A 15,462-nucleotide genomic window follows, 5' to 3' on the forward strand; every position below is an offset into this window, starting at 1 on the left:
CCGATCTAAGTTCGAGCATATGAACGCCAGCACGCGGTAAATTCACTGCTTAACGAAGCAAGATTGCTTTCTGAGCACCGAACTCTTCGTCCGAGAGGGCACCTTTGCTTTTCAATTCAAACAATTTGGCCAATTCATCTGCCACCGAGGAGGCCGCTAACGTTGATGAAGGCTGCCGCACCTCGACCATTTTGCGCTCAATGACCTCACGTAGCTGGCGGAACGATGCCTCCTGCTGATGGGTGAACATGACTGTGTTTTCGTCCATCGTTGCGTCCCATATGCCTCGATTGCTCTCGATCCCACCGAGTACGGTGAACTGGAGAAATCCAGACATTATGGGCGTTGCGCCTCGAAGCTGGGTGGCCGTTATGCTTCCGTAGGCAATCCTTTTCTCACCCGCCAGACCGTGGAGTATGACACTCACTGTGCCTTCTCGAGTGATAGACAGGCTGTCGGCGAGCAATTCAATCGTTGCACCTAAACCGCGAAAGACTGTGCCACTCGTTTGCTGATCCATTGAGACTAAGCCGCTCGGCTGCGGACTTTCGTGCCCGGATGGAACGGCGCGCTTTCGCACCAAGAGCCATATTATGAGCGCCGCGGGGATCAACACGCCGGGAGCTAGTAGGAGGCTGACGCCGCCGCCGAAATCGGCTTCAGTGATCCAGATAACTGAGATTATCAGCAGAAGGCCGATCACTGAGATAAGCCCAAAGAAGGCTTTGAAAATCGCGCCTATTATCTTTCGCAGACCCACCACACCGACGCTCCCGAATGCCTAAGAGGCAGGGAAACGGTTAGGATTGATAGTTTGAAGAAGACTTAACCGGGAAGTCATATCCTTATCGCTATTGTGAGCAGCTTCGAAACAGACAGGGGACCCTTCGATTGACACAAGTTTGGAAAATCGAACAAGGTCCGGACTTCGTAACGCTCTACAGCGCGCACCGCATGCCCCATTCGTCCAGGCGAACCCCTATGGACTCTGCCCGTCAAGCTTTACGGTCGGCAGTCGGGGCCATTGCAGCGCAACCCGGTCAGATTCTGGAGGGGGTCTATTCCTCCCAAATTGACGGGTTCTTCGACGTGGAAAACGTTGTGATCTATAATCTTGAACCATCCACGTTCCGACGTTCGAGTAGTCACGGCCTGCGCGCGCGTCGGTGCCGAGCGTCCGATGCACCAGCCGCACAGGGATTTGGGCACAAACTCGATTACCGACTAACGCCGACACCTCGCATCCCGGCGACACCGTTGGTACATCTGCAGTTTGAACTGACGGCATTCCGGAGCGTTTTTGATGTCTGGTGGGCTGTCGCCAACGGCATCGCAGTAAGAAGTGCACCCGTGCCGGGTCGGTTTGGTCTTTATGTAGAATTGAGCTGCCCAACCCCGCCCGCCAATCCTGCGACCAAGATGTCAATCCTGTTCGATGGAATTGTCGCCGCACTCCAGAGGGAAGATCAGCCGGATCAAGAGGCGGTGAAACGGCTGGCGCTAAGGCATGGGATCGACGCCCATCACATAATGACGCGGCTTTTCCAGCCGATCAGTGACTCCATCACCTCTTCGAGAAGCTGCCAGCTTGTCAGGCCTTATCGGGGAGGTGTGCAGTGGCATCCTGCCGATGATCTGTGTGAAGACTGCACCCTCATAGTCAGCGAGGGGTCCGCCATCTGCAATGCTTACGTTTACGCCCTACCCGAGGTGCAGCTTAAATAACCTGCGCGAGGCTGCTTGCAATCGCGGCCCGTTGCGAAGGCCCTTAAGCTATCAGCTCCGCTTTGCCGCATTTGCCTGCGAACGCGTTCAGCGCTTCTGAAACAGCGTTAGATCCTGACGGCGGCGCGAGGGTGAAGAAGAGGATGTTGGGTGCGACGCGCCCGCGTATCACTGGGAGCTTCGCAATCGGTCCGCACCGATCCTCAAGTTCCGACCTGATCGACTGAGCCCGCGCAATCGGATCGCATTGGCGAGCGAACTGGATCGCCACGACCATCTTACCGGCCGCGAAGTGCTCCTGCGCCTCGCTGAACAAGGCATACTTCGGCGTGGCTCGCCTGGACATGGACGCGACTTCAAAACCGTTGTCCGGATCGAGAAAGAGCAGATCGGACGAAGCTAGCGCGGCAAGACTGCGCTGATGCCAGCCCGACCGGTCGGCGGGCGAAACCTCGTCGGCAAAATACACAGTGTCCGGTGGTAGCAGGCCCCAAGCGGCAACGTTGTTGAGAGTGCGGGCAGCATGATCCTCGAAGCCGCGAAGGCCCTGCAGCAATGCAGGGTCGGTTTCGTGCCACACGCCGCCCTTGAGGTGGTGCCGCTTTTCGCCGTCATTGTTGCCGGGCCGATCGACGGCTTCGGATTTAGTCAGATACCAATTGATGCCCAGTCGCACACCAAGCGATGCATGAAGGTGGCGAAGCAGGGCATACTTCAGGAAATCATGAGAATCGCCCAGGTATCGTTCCTGCATCTTCGCCCCATCAAACCGCTATACCTGAAGATCCAAGGATGACCGCAAACCAACCCCGCGCTAAGCGTCTCCCACACTAGGCGAGGATGTTCGCTTCCACAGCTACTTTTCGCGGTACTTTTTGGTGAACAGGTTTCGACCAAGTTCAACCAACTCAATGTCAATATGCCGAAGGCTGTCCCCCGCCCTACCTGACGACGAAATGTAAAATTCGAACCGCTCGCAAAATTCTTCGTATGGCTGCGCTTCGCGCTTCACCGCTCGGAATCCAGGAGTACGATCCCTCAGACCTGCAACGGCAAACCGATCCAAGATCGGAAACGCATCCGGGGCATGAAAATGTAGATACTTCGAAGCGAAAGACGCGCGTCCACTTGCGGGCAGCCCACTTTCGGTCAGTGTGCTACACGTTATTTTGTCCAAGCATCGATGCGCTTTCACAACCGCCTTTGCGTTGCACATAAATGGTTCACGAGCGGCGTTGGCGATCGCTTCGTCGAGCTTGTCGCGCTTTGCCACGATCGCTTGAGCTAGCTGATCCCATTTGCCCCCTAACCCACGCGCAACCGAATAAACGCGGGAAATGAACATGAGTTTGTTTCGAACTTGGCCAACATCGCCGTGAAACGGAAATTCACTGCACATTCGATAGAACGCTAGATTTCCTATTCCCCCCGCCGCCTGTTCGTCGATGGCTTCGTTGGGCATACTGATCTCCGATCAAGAGCTTGATCGCGATGGCAGTAGGCCTGGGTCAAGCAAAAACCTTTGCACAAAAACTAAGCCCCCGAACCCTTAGTGAATTCGGGGACTGCACATTCACTGCCGAAATCCGTCCGTCTGCCTGTTCCACGGCGGCTGCAGTCGATCGATAAAACCATCGGCAAGCTGATTGATCTCGAATGCAGGCCGGTCAAGGACGGCGATCTCCATGACGATCTCCGCGCGATGTTCGTAGATCATTTGGCCTGCAAAATGATTGTGGCCTGTGCCGTATCGCTTGCGGTTAGCATCCAGCCTTGATTTGAGGCTGCTGCCTTCCGCCGCTGCCCTGCCGATAAACATCGTCTCACCGTCAAGGCGCGCGCGATATAGTCCACGGACGTGTGCAAATCCGACTAGATTGGCACGGTGCCAGCCGGGAATTTTGACCCAGCTGAGGGTGGTTAAGATGGTGGTCATTGTACAAGCTCCAAAAAATAAGGATTGGTCGGAAAGGCCCCTCCCAGCCCCGTTGAGGGACCGAGAGGGGTGAAGGTGTCAGAGGTACATTTTCGCTGCCCCAGCCTCGACGGCGGCGAGCAGCGTGTCATTGGCAAGATGTGAGTACCTCATCGTTGACTGGTGATCTGCGTGACCGAGCACTTTGCCGACCGCGAAGAGGTCGATTCCGGCGTTGATCATGAAGCTGGCCGCCGAATGGCGCAGGTCATGAATGTGCAGGCCACCGAGCCCAGCCGCCGCTCTGGCTGTCTCCCACGGGTGTTTGATGTCCGTGTAGGGCTTGCGTGTTGCCGGATTGGGCAACAGCCATGGGCACCCTTTGAAACGGGGAAGCTTCTCGATCACATCCAACGCGGCCTGGCTCAGAGGCACGTACCGAGATTTTCCCGTCTTCGACGTTGGAATGAACCACGCCCGTCGTTCGATATCGACGTCCTCCCAGCGCGCTTCGAGCAGCTCGCGCTTGCGTGCCCCGGTCAGGAGCAACAGTCTGACTATGCTCCCAAGCTGCGGGTTCAACGACGCGTCCGCCGCCTTCAGCAATCTTGCCGCCTCCGCCGACGACAGGAACCGATCGCGGGCATTTTCGATCTTGGGGCGCTGTATGCCGCGAACCGGGTTGAGTTTGACGCCCGGTGTTTGCCACCGCAGCGCCAGCTCGAACGATCGATTGAAGGTCACCCGGATCTTTTCCACCGTTGCCGGTGCCTTGCCCGAATGGCGCAATTCACCGAGCCATTTCGCAACTTCAGGCGTGGTGATTTCATCCAGCCGTTTTCCGCCCCACTTCGGGCGCAGGTGTACGCGCAGGATCGAGTCCGTGTTCGACGGGTTGCGCGAGTAGGTCTTGACGTAAGCGAGATGCTGATCGGCAAGCTCGTTATAGGTCAGGATTGCTTTCTTTTCGGCCTTCTGCGCGGCGGGGTCGCCGCCCATGATGACTTCGGCCCGCCACTTGCGCGCGATCTTTTGTGCTTCGGCGAAGCTGATGTCGCCGTAGGGAGCGATGCGGCGCTGCTTCAGCTTCCCGTAGGGATCTTGGTAGCGAAACGTGTAGGTCGTGGTTCCACTACTATGGCATTCGAGCACGAAACCGATCGTGCCGGTGTCATAGTAGTCGGTGCGCTTGCTGCCCGGTTTGCAACCGGCGGTGAGGCAAAAGGCGGCGTCGAGTTTAACTTTGGGCATTGCTGATTCCTTCGTGAAGGTGAGTTGATTTGCGAAGCGCGGTGCGTGCACGCGCGCGGGGTGGGGGTGAGCCAGCGAGGGGTCGGGCGCGGCGCTGTGCGCTTGCCGGAACTGACCCTGCGGGTGCCGGGGGAGCGAGGGGACGGCGAGCCGCGTGGACCAGCCGCCCCGTTGCGCACCTAATCAAACCGCCGGGTTGGCCGCGTCGGTTCGGCGGCATCGTCGGCGCTCGCGTCCGTTCGAAGCGGAACGCGCCACTTCATTCTGCCGTTGATGCGCTTGGGTTCGCCCAAGTGCTCGCGCAGGATCGCCGCGCATTCCTTGGCCTGGGGATTGCTGCAGTAACGCAGGTCTGTCTTGGCCAACAAATCGGTGGGGGTCAGTGCTTTGACCGCGGCGGGATCGGTCTGATCCCAATCGACCACGCTTGAGATGGCATCTTCGACCAAGCTGAAGCTGCGGTGACGGCTGTTCCACGCCTCCAGTTGCTGCTCTTCTTCGGGGGTGAGCCACCACTGGTCACCGACTTCCAGCCGCACGGCCAGCTGCGCGAACACCTGCTGCGTATTGATCCCGTGATCGTAATCGATCTTGACCACCGGCAGAGTCCACCAGCGCGAATTGCCGGTGTGATCGACCAAGAAGTCGGACTGATTGACCGTAGCCATGAACACCGTGCGGCGGCCATACTCAGCTTCAATGCGGGCGTAGGGTCGGCGTACCTTGTCCCGGTCGTTGGTCAGAAACCCCTTCAGGCGCGCGATGTCGCGGCGGAAGGAAGAATCCAGTTCACCTATCTCGCAAATCCAATGACTTACGGCACCCAGGATGCTATCTTTGTTCGCGCCGTCCAAATGGTGATCGAGCTTGATGGCGATCTCCCTTAGCGCAGGGTCCGGGATGAGGCTTCGGCACCAACTTGTCTTGCCGAGCCCCTGCGCACCTTGGAGGGTGAGCACGCCGCGCGCCCGAAACCCGCTCGGCATCAACGCAGCGGCGACGGCGCTGAGCAGCCACTTGGTGACAAGGACTTGCCTCAAGTCGGGTGGATAATCCTCGACCGTTTCCAAAGTCGCGCACATCGCTGGCAGCCGATCGTCCCCGTCCCAGGGTTCCGAGACAATCCAGTCGGCGACCGGGTTAAAGAGGTTGTGATCGGCCAGGGCATCAATGATGGCGGGGATTGCGCCCGTGGCCATACCGTGGCGCGCGGCGATGCTTATGATATGCGTCAGGGCATTGTTATCGTGGTTGTCGGTCGTACCGCCGAGGCCGGGAATAATGACCTCGACCTTCTTCTTGATCACATTGTAGCGGACGATGATCCCGTACCGCCCGATAAGCCAATCGACATTTTCGATTGTCGCCGCTGGCCCGTTCTGGCCCGACGGGGGATCGGGAAATTCGGATCTTTCGATCTTGATGCGGCTGAGCGGTGCATCTCGTTCGGTTGGCGCTTTGCAGGTTGCGGCGCGCAGGTTGATGCCTTTGGCACTCTGCTTGAGAAACTTGTCTGTCATTGTCTAACTCGCACAAATGCTGCCCGGAACGCGGAGCGGCGGCACAGCAATTTCAATTGAGGGGCGAGTGACCGCATCGGCGGCGGCCACGGAACAGCGCGAGAGAGCTGCGCTGCCTGAGATCCACTTGGGAACCTCAGTTAGACAAAGTCATAATCAGAACAAAAACATCGAATGATTATGATAATTATATAATTGTTTTTATTGTAAATTATCCACCATCTACGCAGCCCGAAATGGGGGTGGCAGGTGGTAGGAGAATACAAAAACCATCAATTCCTTTCTTGTGCGGGGAGCCGGGGCAGGCCCAGTCCCAAGTGGTGGTTTCTGCCTCCCCTTCCCTCCACTGGGGCTGACGGACGGGGCGGCCAATTACGGTGACTTCGTCTTGTCGACATCGCGTCACTGACGACCACTGGTGGCAATTTCCGGGGCCTGTCAAACCATAAAATGGTGCGGGATGAGCGCGTTGAGGCGGCTTCCAAAGCATTGGCACTTTGGCTCAGGACAATAAAATTTGAATGGGAAAGGCACATAAAACTCACTGACGGCGCGATTGCCTATTTTATGTGCCTTCCAGCTTAGTTCGTGTGCGGTTGGCCGGTTCGGCGGACGCCCGGATTTGAGGCCGGTGACGCCCGCCTTGCCGAATCACCCGATCCCGATTCGCGCCTCGAACCAGCCGCTCGGCATGATGACGAACCACGCGAACCCGGAATCACCGGCGGTGATTAAGAGCTCGGTCCAGTCCCTATGCTGCTCGCACCAAGACCAGTAGGGCTCAACTGCCGCCCCCTCCCCACCCAGCGGACCGAGGGAGGGAGGGTAGCCGAGAACTTCTTCAAACTCCCGGTCAGTATCGTCGTCGTCGATCAGAACGATGCAGGTCAGATCCCAAAGGTCTGACGCCTTAGCGTCGTGCGCAATGCGTTCAATCAGGGCGCGGCTGGTGTTGTCGCACGCGGCGGCAAGTGCGGCGGCGAGCGTCGCGTCATCGTGTATAGTGATCATGGTGAGTTCCTTTCAGGCACAAAAAATGCGCCCGAGGCGGGATGCCTGGACGCTTTGCGGTTGCCGGTAATGGTGGCGGGTCAGGTACGGGTCAGGACAATCCAGCCAAACCCGTCGTCGCTGATGATGAACACCCCTTCGGTCCAGCCGTGATGTTCCGTCCGGTATTCGTAGGCGTCGGGATCGAGCCCCAAGGCCTGAGGGGTTTCGTCCACCGCGATCGCGGCGATGTCTTCAAGCTCGAACTCGGCGAGCCGTTCGAGGTGCGGGGCAAGGATGCCTTCCACCTCTCGCCCGAGCGGGGTCGCCAGAAAGGCCGCGACCTCCACGGCAGTGCGAAGAATTGTCATGTGCTGTTCTCCAAATGCAAAAGGGCCCACGGATTGCTCCGCAGGCCCTGAGTGGGTTGTTGGTTGATTGTAGTTAGAAGGTCGCCGCCACCTTGACGTCCGGCTGGCCGACGATGCGCAGCGGGATTTCAAAGTAGGTCTGCACGTTGATGATCGCCTGCGTGCGTGCCGCCTGGACAAAGGTTGCACCTTGCGCCTGAGCCGTCATCGCCCGCCGCGCTGAAGCGTAGTTGGCCTTGAGCAGTTCATCGACCTGGGCTTGGCTGAATGTCAGCACTCCCCCGTTGATCGTGGTCGCCTGTTCCGGTTGAAACGCTATGTCCCCCATCACTACGGGGGGCAGCTTCACTCGGACCAGCTTGGCCTTTTCGTCGTAAGCGACATCCGCAAAGCTGAGCTTGCTCATGTCCAGGTAGTAGGTGATCACCCCCGGTACGATCAGTTCCTGCGAAGCGCCGAGCACCCAGAACTTTGTGCGTTCGACCTTCACCCTCGCGGTGCCCTTGTAGGCGTACACCAACATCTTGCTTTCTGACCGCAAGCTTTCGACCGTGGCGGAGAGAACCTTCTTTGTGTCCGTCTGAAGGAACCCGGTGCGCTCAACCACCGTGTCGAGCTGCTCCTTCGGGGCGATCCAGTAGCCGAGCCCGAAGGCCGCTAACGGAATGCCGATCAAGGCCGCGCGGCTGGTCATTTGGGCGTGCTTGTATCGACTGAGGCAAGCACTTGATTCTGCGCGCTCAGCACCAAAGCACACTGCGCTTCGGCGACAAGTATGGAAGTCCGATCAATATAACCGTTGGGCTTGCTGGCAGTCGGTTCCGGCCCTTTGAAGTTGTAGCTCAAGAAAAATGGAGCTTGTGGCCTGACTACAAGGGCAGTCCGAAGGGACTGCTTTGCGCTAGGAGCAGCGGCCAACGGCACTTCGAAGCCCATAACCGGAGAAGTTTCCCGCTTGGCGAACGGAAACAGCCTCGTGTTGGTCAGGTGCAGCGCCTGCGTAGTTCGATCAATCTCCGATACCCGGAACGCGGCACCAAACAGATTGTGCGCGGCGTAGGTTCGGATGATCCTTTCGCTTTGACCTACAAAGACAGGGGTTCCCTTGCTTGCGTTCGTGCCCACAGCAAGCAAAGCGCTAGCCTCAGCCCCCGTCTGTTCGCTGTATTCACCCGTATTCAAGGCTCCTGCCGACACAAGCATAATGCCGATATCCGCGTCATAGCGGACAAAGGTCCGGTCTATCGGCACAACCAGAACCGACAGGTTCGCCGGGTCGTGGTTCGGTGTCGAGGCGATCTTGGCTTGATATTGCGCTGTCGTTTCAAATTCACCTTTCACCGTGCGTTTGGGAAGGATCGTGGCGAGCGCATTGAAAGTGGTAGGCACAACCCGCTTGCCGACATAGCTTTTGCATAGTGCCGACTTTGTGTTCTCGGCATCGACCAAGTTGGTGATGCCTTCGGTTTGGTTTTTCAGGTCATCGAATTGTGCATCGGCCAACGCAGGCAGGGCCAAACAGGTGTAGGCGACGGGAGCGAAAATACGCAGCTTCCGCGTTGTGACATTTATCATGACAGTTCCTTTGTGCAGGGACACGAACCGAACCCGGCGGGCACGGCTGAACAGGCAGCTGATTGCTTGCGATGGATCAGTGCTCACGCCCCCACACTGTCAGGAGCGGCGATCGGCTAGACCTTGTGCGACCCCTATGTTCCTCTCGGGGCGCGGCCAAAGCCGGATGTTAGTAACCTACTCAGCGCAGGCGCATGCGCCTTTACCGGCGAACCGGCTGGACATACGCGCATGCCACCCGGCCTCCTAATGGGGACCGAGTCTGCTGAGAGGGGTTACTAAGCCCCACCTTCCGACTTTCACGGCAGGCAGAAGCGTTTTGGCGTGAGATCAGGGCTTTCGCAAGCAGACCTTGGCCTGTTCATATAAGATGGAAAAATTTGCGCGTCCGGTTCCTGTTGTTTCTCGGAGCAAATCACGGCTAAAGTCAGGTAGATGCTCGGGCGGCTTTCGTGCTCACCAAGGGGGAAGCTTTGGAAAAGGTCGAAAAGCAAAAGCTCAGCGAAAGCGATATATGCGATCTGTTCATCACGCCCGCTATCAAGGAGGCGGGCTGGAATCAGTTGAAGCAGGTTCGCCGCGAAGTGACGCTGACCCCAGGTCCGGTGATTGTCCGTGGCAACCTGTCTTCACGTAATAAGAAACTGAAGAAGTTCGCCGACTACGTCTTGTCGTGGAAACCGGGAATGCCCCTCGCAATCGTTGAGGCAAAGGACAACAAGCATTCGATAAGCAGCGGTCTGCAACAAGCACTCGGCTATGCCGAAATCCTCGATTTGCCGAGCGCGTTCAGCTCCAACGGTGACGGCTTCGCGTCACATAACCGCGACGCTGCTGAAGGCGAAGAGACAGAAACAGAACTCGAGCTCGGCGCTTTTCCAGACCCCGAAGCGCTTTGGACTCGTTACCGATCCTTCCATGGCATTGCCGATGAGGATGAAGGGTTAGTCGAGCAGCCTTATCATATGGATGCCTCTGGCAAGGAGCCCCGGTACTACCAAGTCGAAGCAATCAACCGGACAATCGAAGCGATTGCCAGGGGCCAAAAGCGAGTTCTGCTCGTCATGGCCACTGGCACCGGGAAGACCTACACCACCTTTCAAATCATCTGGCGGCTGTGGAAGGCAGGCCAAGCTAAGCGCATCCTGTTCCTCGCTGACCGAAACATTTTGGTCGATCAGACGCTGGTCAATGACTTCAAACCGTTTGGCGCGGCGATGACGAAGATCAAGAACCGCAAAATTGACCCTGCCTACGAAATCCACCTCGGGCTTTATCAGGCGATCACCGGGACGGAAGAAGCGGACAAGATCTTCAAGACCGTGTCGCGAGACTTTTTCGATCTGATCGTGATCGATGAATGCCACCGTGGCAGCGCGGCAGACGATTCTGCGTGGCGCGAAATCCTGGATTATTTTGACGGCGCTGTGCAGGTCGGCATGACCGCGACGCCGAAAGAGACCGAGTACGTTTCCAACATAACTTACTTCGGCGATCCCGTTTACACTTACACGCTCAAGCAAGGTATCGAGGACGGCTTCCTTGCTCCCTACAAGGTAATCCGGATCGACATAGACCGGGACGTTGAAGGCTGGACGCCTCCGCCAGGCATGGTCGATGATCTAGGCGGGCTGGTCGAAGATCGCGAGTACAACCAGAAAGACATGGACCGAACTTTGGTCCTCAATCAACGCACAAAGCTGGTTGCTGAGCGTGTGATGAAGTTCCTTCGGGCAACAGACCCGATGTCGAAGACTATTATCTTCTGCGAAGACATTGATCACGCTGAGCGCATGCGAAAGGCAATCGTGAACGCGGCTGGGAAGCTGGCTAAGGACAACAGTAAGTACGTCATGCGTATCACTGGCGACAGTGTCGAAGGCAAGGCGGAACTGGACAAGTTCATCGACCCGGAAGAGCCCTACCCGGTCATCGCCACAACCTCGCAGCTCCTCACGACCGGCGTTGATGCCAAGACGTGCAAGCTGATCGTCATCGACCGCACGATCAATTCGATGACCATGTTCAAGCAGATTATCGGGCGCGGGACCCGGATTGATGAAGACAACAACAAGTTCTTCTTCACCATTATGGATTTCAAGCGCGCGACCGAACTATTCCGAGATGACGCGTTCGATGGCGCGCCCGTCGTCATCTATGAGCCGGGTGACAGCGACGATCCGGTGCCGCCCGATCCACCAGACGTTGACAACGATGACATTGGCGATCCCGACGACGAGGAACCAACCGGCACAAAGAAGTTCGTCGTCAGCGGTGTTACCGCGCGCGTGATGAACGAGCGGATCGAATATGTCGGCACTGACGGCAAGCTCGTAACCGAATCTTACCGCGATTACGCCCGCAAGCAGATCGCCTCGGAATACCAGTCGCTCGACGAGTTCATCTGGCACTGGAACGCCAGCGAGCGGAAACAGGCCATCATTGAGGAGCTGGAACAGCGCGGCGTCATTCTGGAAAACCTGGCCGAGACCGTTGGGAAGGATTTCGGAGATTTCGATCTGTTGGTTCACGTTGCCTTTGGCGCGCCGCCGCTGACCCGCCGCGAACGCGCTGAGAAGGTGAAGAAGCGGAACTACTTCGCCAAGTATGGTGACAAGGCCCGCGCGGTGCTTGAGGCCTTACTCGACAAGTACGCTGATGACGGCGTTGAGACGATCGAAGACGCGAAAGTTCTGCGCCTTCAGCCGTTCACTCAGCTGGGTACACCGATGGAGATCATCAAGGGTGCCTTTGGCGGCAAGGATGCCTATGAGGCTGCGCTGAGAGAACTCGAAGACCAGATCTACGGTCAGGCAGCTAACGAATGAGTGTGTGCGAATGAGCAATGTTTCCGGCGTCATCAAATCCATCCAAGACATCATGCGCAAGGATGTCGGCGTTGATGGCGACGCTCAACGGATCAGTCAGCTCGTCTGGATGTTCTTCCTCAAAATCCTAGACGACCGCGAGGCAGAGCTTGAGCTGATCGACGATGAATTCCAATCCCCATTGCCCGAGCACATGCGCTGGCGCAGTTGGGCGGCGGACAGACAGGGCGACACGGGCGAAAAGCTGCTCGACTTCGTCAACCTCCAGCTCTTCCCGAAGCTGAAAGGCGATCTGCCTGCTCAAGGCGAAGTGGCAAAGCGCGCGCAGGTGATCCGCGACGTTTTCGAAGACACCTACAACTACATGAAATCGGGCACCCTCCTTCGGCAGGTGATCAACAAGATCAACGAGATCGATTTCAACAACAGCGAGGATCGCCACACATTCGGCGCGATCTATGAGCAAGTGCTGAAAGACCTGCAAAGCGCAGGCAATGCTGGCGAGTTCTACACCCCCCGCGCAGTCACCAAATTCATAATCGATCGCCTCAACCCGCAGCTGAACGAAGTGGTGTTCGATCCCGCCTGCGGCACCGGCGGCTTTCTTACCTGTGCCATCGAACATAAGCGTAAGCTGGTGCAGTCCACTGCCGATGAAGAGGTGCTGCGCGCCTCCATTCGCGGGGTGGAGAAGAAATCGCTTCCGCACATGCTGTGCATCACCAATATGATCCTGCACGGCATCGATACGCCGTCGGGCATCCGCCACGGCAATACGCTTGCTCGCGCTTATGCCGATCATACTGAGAAGGATCGCGTCCCCGTGATCGCCACCAACCCGCCCTTTGGCGGAATGGAGGAAGACGGGATCGAGAACAATTTCCCCAGCCACCTGCGCACGCGGGAGACGGCAGACCTGTTCATGGCGCTGATCATCCGCCTGCTGAAGAACAATGGCCGCGCGGCGGTGGTGCTGCCCGATGGCTTTCTGTTCGGCGATGGGACCAAAGCCACCCTGAAGCAGAACCTGATCGAGGAGTGCAACCTGCACACCATCGTCCGCCTGCCCAACGGCGTCTTCGCGCCTTATACCGGCATCAAGACCAACATCCTGTTCTTCACCAAGGGCACACCGACCAAGAACGTCTGGTTCTATGAGCATCCCTATCCCGATGGCGTCACCAGTTACAACAAGACCAAGCCGATGCGGTTTGAGGAATTTGCCGAGGAACAGGCGTGGTGGGGTGATGAGGCCGATGGCTTCCGCGCCCGGTTGGAGACCGAACAGGCGTGGAAAATCAGCGCGGCAGATGTTGCAGCACGGGGCTATAATCTGGATCTCAAGAACCCGCACAAACCTGAGGGCATTAGCCATGATCCCGACGAATTGCTCACCGCCTATGCCGCCCAACAGGCAGGCATCCAGTCCCTGCGCGATCAGTTGAAGGGCATTCTCGCCGACGCACTGGCGCGCAAAGCGTGAGCGACCTTGCCGCGCTGGTCGCCGATAACTTCTACATCTGGACCAGAGCGATCGAACGCAAGAGCGGCGCAGGGCGCGGCGGTGGCAAGCGGATCAGCCTTTATGGCATCGAGCGCTTGCGTGCGTTGGTTCTTGATTTGGCGGTGCGCGGCAAGTTGGTGCCCCAGGATAGAAGCGATGAACCGGCAGGAGAATTGCTGAAGCGGATTGCCAATTCTCCGGCATCTTTCAAGCAAAGGCGCAAATCAGCCGCTGGCCTGAGGCAGGCAGTTTCACCAATCAATTTGCCAATCGGTTGGGAATTGGTCCGATTCGATGATCTAGCAAATCCTCAAGCGGGATTTGCATTCAAGTCCAAGGGCTTCAACGAAATTGGCGTGGGACTTCCCCTCATTCGAATAAGGGATGTAGGCCAGCCTTTCACCGGGACATTCTACGATGGCGAGTTTCGGGACGAGTTTGTCGTAGATTCTGGCGATTACCTTGTAAGCATGGACGGCGAGTTTCGTGTAGCAACTTGGCAAAATGGGACTGCGCTTCTGAACCAGCGAGTCACGCGGCTCCAATTCTTCAGTGGGGAATTGGAACAGTCGTTCGTGGCCATTGCTTTGCAACTTGAATTGGCGAAGCTTCAGGGCGTTAAAGCATACACCACCGTTGACCACCTTTCCGGGAAGCAGATTGCCGAAGCACTTATTCCCCTCCCACCCCTCGCCGAACAACAGCGCATTGTGGCGAAGGTGGATGAGTTGATGGCGCTTTGCGATGCGCTGGAGCGGGAGTCTGCGGGCGCGATGGCGGCGCATCAGGTGCTGGTGGAAGAACTCCTCGCCACGCTGGTGAACAGCGAGAACGCGGCAGACCTCGCCGCCAACTGGGCGCGGCTGGAAAGCCATTTCGACACCCTCTTCACCACCGACGCCAGCATCGACGCCCTCAAACAAACCATCCTCGACCTCGCGGTGCGCGGCAAGCTCGTGGAGCAGGATGCAGGGGAGGAGCCTGCAATCAAGAAACTGAAGGGGCCGCAAGCGTCTCCGCCTTTTGGCATCCCGGCGAATTGGCAGTGCGTGCCTTTACAAGGCTTAGGGCGTCAAGTTGGTGGAGGAACCCCCTCGAAGTCTCGACCTGATTTCTGGGAAGGTACCATACCATGGGTTTCACCCAAAGACATGAAGAGGGACTATCTGTCGGACGCTGAGATGAGCGTCACCGAAACAGCATTAGAAGGGTCAGCGGTTAAACTGCTCGCTCCGGAGAGCCTGATGTTCGTAGTTCGGGGAATGATCCTGGCGCACAGCTTCCCTGTTGCAATCGCCAAGGCTCCAGTGACGATCAACCAGGATATGAAGGCCATCGAACTCGATCAGCCTTCTATGGCCGAATATCTCTTGCGTGCGCTAAAGGGTTTGAAACCGCTGATGCTCGCTCGGGTCGAACGGTCGAGCCACGGAACGTGCAGGCTTGATGCAACTGCCTATGGGAGCTTTCCTGTTCCCATACCTCCACTCACTGAACAACACCGCATCGTCGCCAAGGTCGATGAACTCATGGCCCTGTGCGACGCACTGAAGGTCGGCATTGCCGACGCCGCCACCACCCAGAAACACCTCGCCGACGCCATCACCGAACGGGCTGCGGCCTGATGGCGCTTCCAGCCGCACAACCTGATCCGACCAAGAGTTAGATGGGCCCAGCAAGGATCACGCCCAATTCACTGCTCAAAGGCACATAAGCTCCAAATTTCGGGATTCCCTTGTGAAAGCGATGGTGCCGCTTAGGTTTATGTGATTCGAATACCTGA

The 15,462-nt window shown here is 57.5% G+C and carries 15 protein-coding genes; 5 read left to right on the top strand and 10 right to left on the bottom strand.

Going from position 1 to position 15,462, the window contains the following annotated elements:
- Window positions 1-49: 49 nt before the first annotated feature.
- The gene (locus WG900_RS16490) at window positions 50-760 is read right to left on the bottom strand and encodes an SHOCT domain-containing protein (protein WP_339968842.1); all 711 of its coding nucleotides are present in this window, start codon (window positions 758-760) and stop codon (window positions 50-52) included.
- 221 nt (window positions 761-981) lie between these two features.
- On the opposite strand from WG900_RS16490, the gene WG900_RS16495 reads away from it, so the two are divergent.
- Complete coding sequence (locus tag WG900_RS16495; protein WP_339968844.1) at window positions 982-1,725, top strand: hypothetical protein; 744 nt, start codon at window positions 982-984, stop codon at window positions 1,723-1,725.
- A gap of 43 nt (window positions 1,726-1,768) precedes the next feature.
- Here WG900_RS16495 and WG900_RS16500 read toward each other — a convergent pair whose 3' ends face one another.
- A complete protein-coding gene (locus tag WG900_RS16500) occupies window positions 1,769-2,194 on the bottom strand; it encodes a hypothetical protein (RefSeq protein ID WP_339968846.1) in 426 nt (141 codons plus the stop codon).
- A gap of 54 nt (window positions 2,195-2,248) precedes the next feature.
- On the opposite strand from WG900_RS16500, the gene WG900_RS16505 reads away from it, so the two are divergent.
- Window positions 2,249-2,521 (top strand): hypothetical protein, encoded by a 273-nt coding sequence (locus tag WG900_RS16505; RefSeq protein WP_339968848.1) that lies wholly within the window; start codon window positions 2,249-2,251, stop codon window positions 2,519-2,521.
- A gap of 60 nt (window positions 2,522-2,581) precedes the next feature.
- On the opposite strand, the gene WG900_RS16510 is transcribed toward WG900_RS16505, so the two are convergent.
- From WG900_RS16510 to WG900_RS16545, 8 genes are all read right to left on the bottom strand, one after another.
- Window positions 2,582-3,187, bottom strand: coding sequence for a hypothetical protein (locus WG900_RS16510; protein ID WP_339968849.1), 606 nt, complete (start codon window positions 3,185-3,187; stop codon window positions 2,582-2,584).
- A 111-nt stretch (window positions 3,188-3,298) separates the two neighbouring features.
- Entirely contained in the window at window positions 3,299-3,661 is a 363-nt protein-coding gene (locus WG900_RS16515) for a hypothetical protein (protein ID WP_339968851.1), read from the bottom strand.
- Window positions 3,662-3,739: 78 nt separating this feature from the next.
- Window positions 3,740-4,891 (bottom strand): tyrosine-type recombinase/integrase, encoded by a 1,152-nt coding sequence (locus tag WG900_RS16520; RefSeq protein WP_339968853.1) that lies wholly within the window; start codon window positions 4,889-4,891, stop codon window positions 3,740-3,742.
- Window positions 4,892-5,070: 179 nt separating this feature from the next.
- Window positions 5,071-6,411 (bottom strand): VapE domain-containing protein, encoded by a 1,341-nt coding sequence (locus WG900_RS16525; protein ID WP_339968855.1) that lies wholly within the window; start codon window positions 6,409-6,411, stop codon window positions 5,071-5,073.
- 651 nt (window positions 6,412-7,062) lie between these two features.
- On the bottom strand, window positions 7,063-7,422 hold the full coding sequence (locus tag WG900_RS16530; RefSeq protein ID WP_339968856.1) for a hypothetical protein: 360 nt from the start codon (window positions 7,420-7,422) through the stop codon (window positions 7,063-7,065).
- Window positions 7,423-7,502: 80 nt separating this feature from the next.
- Complete coding sequence (locus tag WG900_RS16535; protein ID WP_339968858.1) at window positions 7,503-7,772, bottom strand: hypothetical protein; 270 nt, start codon at window positions 7,770-7,772, stop codon at window positions 7,503-7,505.
- Window positions 7,773-7,845: 73 nt separating this feature from the next.
- Window positions 7,846-8,466 carry a DUF4230 domain-containing protein gene (locus WG900_RS16540; protein ID WP_339968860.1) on the bottom strand — a complete coding sequence of 207 codons (621 nt, stop codon included), beginning with the start codon at window positions 8,464-8,466 and terminating at the stop codon, window positions 7,846-7,848.
- Window positions 8,463-9,347 (bottom strand): hypothetical protein, encoded by an 885-nt coding sequence (locus WG900_RS16545; RefSeq protein ID WP_339968862.1) that lies wholly within the window; start codon window positions 9,345-9,347, stop codon window positions 8,463-8,465. Before WG900_RS16545 ends, WG900_RS16540 begins: the two co-directional genes overlap by 4 nt.
- Window positions 9,348-9,820: 473 nt before the next feature.
- On the opposite strand from WG900_RS16545, the gene hsdR reads away from it, so the two are divergent.
- Genes hsdR through WG900_RS16560 form a run of 3 tightly spaced genes read left to right on the top strand, consistent with a single transcriptional unit; the run spans window position 9,821 to window position 15,304 of the window.
- On the top strand, window positions 9,821-12,175 hold the full coding sequence (gene hsdR, locus WG900_RS16550) for an EcoAI/FtnUII family type I restriction enzme subunit R (RefSeq protein ID WP_417598318.1): 2,355 nt from the start codon (window positions 9,821-9,823) through the stop codon (window positions 12,173-12,175).
- A 10-nt stretch (window positions 12,176-12,185) separates the two neighbouring features.
- A complete protein-coding gene (locus WG900_RS16555) occupies window positions 12,186-13,658 on the top strand; it encodes a type I restriction-modification system subunit M (protein ID WP_339968866.1) in 1,473 nt (490 codons plus the stop codon).
- Complete coding sequence (locus tag WG900_RS16560; protein WP_339968868.1) at window positions 13,655-15,304, top strand: restriction endonuclease subunit S; 1,650 nt, start codon at window positions 13,655-13,657, stop codon at window positions 15,302-15,304. The genes WG900_RS16555 and WG900_RS16560 overlap by 4 nt, the downstream gene beginning before the upstream one ends.
- Window positions 15,305-15,462: the final 158 nt, after the last annotated feature.

Origin of the sequence: Novosphingobium aquae (genome assembly GCF_037572715.1) — a bacterium.
In the GTDB taxonomy this organism is placed as follows: domain Bacteria; phylum Pseudomonadota; class Alphaproteobacteria; order Sphingomonadales; family Sphingomonadaceae; genus Novosphingobium; species Novosphingobium aquae.

What these genes read in the sequence shown, in the direction of transcription:
- WG900_RS16495 (WP_339968844.1), top strand. Translation starts at nt 982, where the DNA reads ATGGACTCTGCCCGTCAAGCTTTACGGTCGGCAGTCGGGGCCATTGCA.
- WG900_RS16505 (WP_339968848.1), top strand. Translation starts at nt 2,249, where the DNA reads ATGATCCTCGAAGCCGCGAAGGCCCTGCAGCAATGCAGGGTCGGTTTC.
- WG900_RS16510 (WP_339968849.1), bottom strand. Translation starts at nt 3,187, where the DNA reads ATGCCCAACGAAGCCATCGACGAACAGGCGGCGGGGGGAATAGGAAAT.
- WG900_RS16515 (WP_339968851.1), bottom strand. Translation starts at nt 3,661, where the DNA reads ATGACCACCATCTTAACCACCCTCAGCTGGGTCAAAATTCCCGGCTGG.
- WG900_RS16520 (WP_339968853.1), bottom strand. Translation starts at nt 4,891, where the DNA reads ATGCCCAAAGTTAAACTCGACGCCGCCTTTTGCCTCACCGCCGGTTGC.
- WG900_RS16525 (WP_339968855.1), bottom strand. Translation starts at nt 6,411, where the DNA reads ATGACAGACAAGTTTCTCAAGCAGAGTGCCAAAGGCATCAACCTGCGC.
- WG900_RS16530 (WP_339968856.1), bottom strand. Translation starts at nt 7,422, where the DNA reads ATGATCACTATACACGATGACGCGACGCTCGCCGCCGCACTTGCCGCC.
- WG900_RS16535 (WP_339968858.1), bottom strand. Translation starts at nt 7,772, where the DNA reads ATGACAATTCTTCGCACTGCCGTGGAGGTCGCGGCCTTTCTGGCGACC.
- WG900_RS16540 (WP_339968860.1), bottom strand. Translation starts at nt 8,466, where the DNA reads ATGACCAGCCGCGCGGCCTTGATCGGCATTCCGTTAGCGGCCTTCGGG.
- WG900_RS16545 (WP_339968862.1), bottom strand. Translation starts at nt 9,347, where the DNA reads ATGATAAATGTCACAACGCGGAAGCTGCGTATTTTCGCTCCCGTCGCC.
- WG900_RS16555 (WP_339968866.1), top strand. Translation starts at nt 12,186, where the DNA reads ATGAGCAATGTTTCCGGCGTCATCAAATCCATCCAAGACATCATGCGC.